A 4244-nucleotide genomic window follows, 5' to 3' on the forward strand; every position below is an offset into this window, starting at 1 on the left:
ATCATGGACGGGAACGGCCGATGGGCGGAAGCGCGTGGACTCCCACGTATCGCCGGGCATCGGGAGGGCATCAAATCCGTCAGGGAGATGATCACCCTCTGTTTGGAGCTCGGGATTCGCGCCCTCACCATTTATGCGTTCTCTCAGGAGAACTGGAACAGGCCGACAACCGAGATCAACGCCTTGATGGGCCTCCTGGAATATTATTTGTCCACCGAGCGCAATAAGTTGATCGAGCAAGGGGTGCGGTTCAGGACGATCGGGCGGACGGAGTCTTTGCCCACGTCGGCGCTTCAATGGGTACGGGCTGCCGAGCAGGAAACGGCTCACCTCGAGAAACTCCAGTTGACGGTCGCCTTGAGCTACGGCGGGCGTTCAGAAATCGTGGATGCTGCGAGGAGCCTGTCGCGCGACGTGCAAAACGGCAAGATGCAGCCGGAGGACATCGACGAAGCACTTTTCTCACAGCATCTGTATACTGGAGGCCTGCCGGACCCGGACCTCTTGATTCGCACGAGCGGAGAAACGCGCATCAGCAATTTTCTCTTGTGGCAACTGGCTTACACTGAACTCTATTTTACCCAGACCCTGTGGCCGGACTTCAGGCGACGGGAACTCTTGTTGGCCTTGCTCGAATTCCAGCGAAGAGAACGGCGCTTCGGCCGTGTCTTCAGCAGCCTGTCCTCGTAGTCCGCAGAGGAAGCATAGACGTGATCGAGTGCCGGCCAACAAATCAAGAATCAATTCAGGCTGTTTCTGAGGTTCGTACCCGATTTGATCCTCGTCGCGTCTATACCGTTCTGGCCCTTGTTCCTCTCCTCTACGCTGCGATCCGGTATTTGCCACCATTGGCATTCACCTCTGTCGTCGCTGCAGCGGGTCTTGTAACGCTCTATGAGCTGTATCGCCTTTGCCTCCCCTCGGCAGCACCCAGATTGATCTCAGGGATCGGTTTTTTCGGTTGCTTTGCCCTGATCATCCAACCCCATTACCCGAACCTCCTCTTGCCTGGCATGCTAATCCTACTGGGCTTGATCCTCTCAGCACCTCTGCTGACGAAGACTCCGCTTCAAGATGCCTTCAAGGGAAACGCCATTGCCTTAACCTGCATGCTTTACATCGGCCTGCCTCTAAGTTTTCTGGTCGCAATCAGGATGCTTCCAGACGGTGAATGGTTGATCTTCTTTCTTCTCGCGATCACATGGGCAGGCGATACAGGAGCCTACTTTGCGGGAACCCTTTTGGGACAACATTTCCTTGCCCCGAAAATTAGTCCGAAGAAAACCGTAGAGGGCTTATTGGGCGGACTGTTCGTTGCAACGATCTTGGCCTATGCAGCGCGCTGGTGGTTCTTGCCGGATTTTTCCGCACTCGATTGCGCCATCCTTGGAGTACTCCTTACGATGACAGGCCTGTGGGGGGACTTAGCCGAGTCTGCCATCAAACGGAGCGTCGGGGCCAAGGATTCCGGCTCCGTGCTCCCGGGTCACGGAGGAATGCTCGACCGACTCGACAGTCTCTTGTTCACAGGGCCCACCTTTTACTACTATGTGACGACATTCAGCCGCATCGGCACGTCATGACGAGGATACGAGCATGAAATCGATTGTAATTCTCGGATCGACCGGATCCATCGGAACCAGCACACTGGATATCGTGGCTCGGTTCCCGGACGAATTTTGTGTCGTGGGCCTGACGGCAGGTAGCAACGACGAAATGTTGGAACAACAGATCAGACAATTCAAGCCGCGAATGGTCGCCCTGTCGAACGAATCGGCCGCCGCGAGACTCAGAACCAGGTGCAAGGGTCTATCCGTTCAGGTCCTGTCCGGACAGGCAGGCCTGGTCGCTGTTGCATCCCTTTCCGACGCGGAGTTGGTCGTCTCAGCCATCGTGGGCGGAGCCGGTCTCCTTCCTACCCTGTCGGCTATCCGGAGCAAAAAACATATCGCCTTGGCCAACAAGGAGCCAATGGTGATGGCAGGAAAGCTGATGCAGGAGGAAGCACGCCGCCATGGGGTCAGAATTTTCCCCGTCGACAGTGAGCATAGTGCCATCTTTCAATCGCTTGAGGGCCACCGGATCAAGGACGTCCGTCGCTTGATCTTGACCGCATCCGGAGGCGCGCTCTGGACACTGACCAAAAAGCAATTGCAAGACGTCACACCCGAACGCGCGCTTCAGCACCCGAACTGGAAGATGGGAGCCAAAATCACCATCGACTCTGCCACACTGATGAACAAAGGGCTTGAGGTTGTCGAAGCCCGTTGGTTATTCGACATCCCGGAATCGCGGATCGACGTCATGATTCATCGCGAGAGCATCATCCATTCGCTCGTAGAATATGAAGATCGTTCGATGATCGCCCAACTCGGTCTCCCCGACATGCGAACCCCGATTTCCTATGCCATGCGCTACCCGAACCGCCTCCCGCTGGACCTCCCGTCGTTGGACCTCACGGAAGTAGGCAAACTGACCTTCTGTAAGCCGGACCACGAGCGGTTCCCCTGCCTGGGCCTTGGGTACGAATCACTCCGAATCGGCGGAACGATGCCCACTGCCATGAATGCTGCCAACGAAGTGGCCGTCGATGCGTTCCTTCAGGGGGGAATCCGTTTCAATGACATTTCTGATATCATACGTAGTACTATGGAAGCGCACTGCTCGCAAGATGTTGATAGTATAGACGTTACGCTCGAAGCCGATCGCTGGGCGAGAAGCAAAGCTGAATCGTTCGTCCATGCTCTTGCAAAATGACCCTCCGACGGGCCAGCATAATGAACAATGAGTCGATTCATTTACATCACTTTTACGATTGAGTACCCATGACCACTTTCGCATTTGCATTCACCTGGTCTCCCGATGCCCTATGGCTCCTCCTGCAGAAAGCGTGGTGGTTTCTTGTCGTTCTCGGCATTCTTGTCGCCTTTCACGAACTCGGCCATTTTCTCGCCGCACGCTGGGTGGGAGTCAAAGTCATCAAGTTTTCTCTGGGCTTCGGCCCAAAAATATTCGGCCGACAGATCGGTGAAACCGAATACCTCCTCTCAGCCGTCCCCCTAGGCGGTTACGTCAAACTGTTCGGGGAAGAAGAAACAGAAGCCATCACCGCCGAAGAGCGGAAACGTTCCTTTGTCCATCAGGGACTCTGGGGCAAAGTTCTGATAGTCGCTGCCGGTCCAGGCTTCAACTTCATCTTGGCTTACGTGATCTTTTCAGCATGGCTGGCGACCGGATACGCACTCCCTGTTCCAACGTTCAAAGACATCGCGCCCGTCGTCGAAGCCGTTGCGGCCGACTCTCCCGCGGCAAAAGCCGGCCTGATGGTCGGCGATCAAATCAAGAAGATTGACGGACGTCCTATCGCCACCCGCATCGAACTCCTTGACGCAGCAGCAAAGGGTAACGGCGCCTCTCTAACTCTCGAGGTCTTGCGCGATGGGCAAATCCTGACCGTTACTGTCACACCGACTCTGACGACAGACCAGGGATCAAAAACGGATGAGACCGGATATTATCTGGGGATCGAGGAAATCCCACCCATCGTGAACGAGGTCTTGCCCGGAAGACCTGCCGCCGCAGCGGGATTCCAATCGGGAGACCGGATTCTTTCGATCGAAGGCAATCCCATTCATACCTGGAAACAGATGACAGGCCTGGTGAAGCAAAGTCCGGGGAAACCGTTGCAGGTCGATGTCCTTCGCCACGGCAAACGAGTGTCGCTCACCGTTACACCGGCCTCGGAAACTGCGACCGTGAACGGGGAGTCCGTTCAAGTAGGGAAAATTGGCATTGCAGGACCTGACCGCTCACTGATGAAATCCACCAATCCCCTTCTAGCCATCTACAACGGCCTGGAAGCCACGTGGAGTTGGACCGAGCTCACGACGATCGGGATTTACAAAATGATCGTGGGCGACATTTCGAGCAAGAATATTGGAGGTCCCCTCACGATCGCGAAGATTTCTGGGGAAGCTGCAGAACAAGGTCCCTCGAATGTGGTCTTTCTCATCGCGTTGCTCAGCATCAACCTCGGTGTGTTGAACCTCTTGCCGATCCCCATCCTCGATGGGGGACACTTGCTTTTCTTCCTTATCGAAGGCATCCTGCGCAAACCGTTGGGCGAACGGCAGCGCGAAATGGCCCAGCAAGTCGGTCTCGTCTTGTTGGTCAGCGTGATGATCTTCGCTTTTTGGAACGACCTCGAACGGATTTTCTTTTCGAACTAATCATCAATGCGGACC

Annotated in this window: 4 protein-coding genes; all 4 read left to right on the forward strand. The window is 55.4% G+C overall.

Features of this window, described 5'->3' with window-relative positions; all coding sequences use genetic code 11:
- Nucleotides 1–690, forward strand: a 690-nt coding sequence (locus ACWVCN_RS03810) for an isoprenyl transferase (RefSeq protein ID WP_455244187.1), incomplete at its 5' end; no start/stop codon positions are given.
- Nucleotides 691–710: 20 nt separating this feature from the next.
- On the forward strand, nt 711–1583 hold the full coding sequence (locus ACWVCN_RS03815) for a phosphatidate cytidylyltransferase (RefSeq protein WP_455244188.1): 873 nt from the start codon (nt 711–713) through the stop codon (nt 1581–1583).
- A 13-nt stretch (nt 1584–1596) separates the two neighbouring features.
- Nucleotides 1597–2757, forward strand: coding sequence for a 1-deoxy-D-xylulose-5-phosphate reductoisomerase (locus ACWVCN_RS03820; RefSeq protein WP_455244189.1), 1161 nt, complete (start codon nt 1597–1599; stop codon nt 2755–2757).
- 68 nt (nt 2758–2825) lie between these two features.
- The gene (gene rseP, locus ACWVCN_RS03825) at nt 2826–4229 is read left to right on the forward strand and encodes an RIP metalloprotease RseP (protein WP_455244190.1); all 1404 of its coding nucleotides are present in this window, start codon (nt 2826–2828) and stop codon (nt 4227–4229) included.
- The last annotated feature ends 15 nt before the right edge of the window (nt 4230–4244 follow it).

It is taken from the genome of Petrachloros mirabilis, assembly GCF_975968855.1.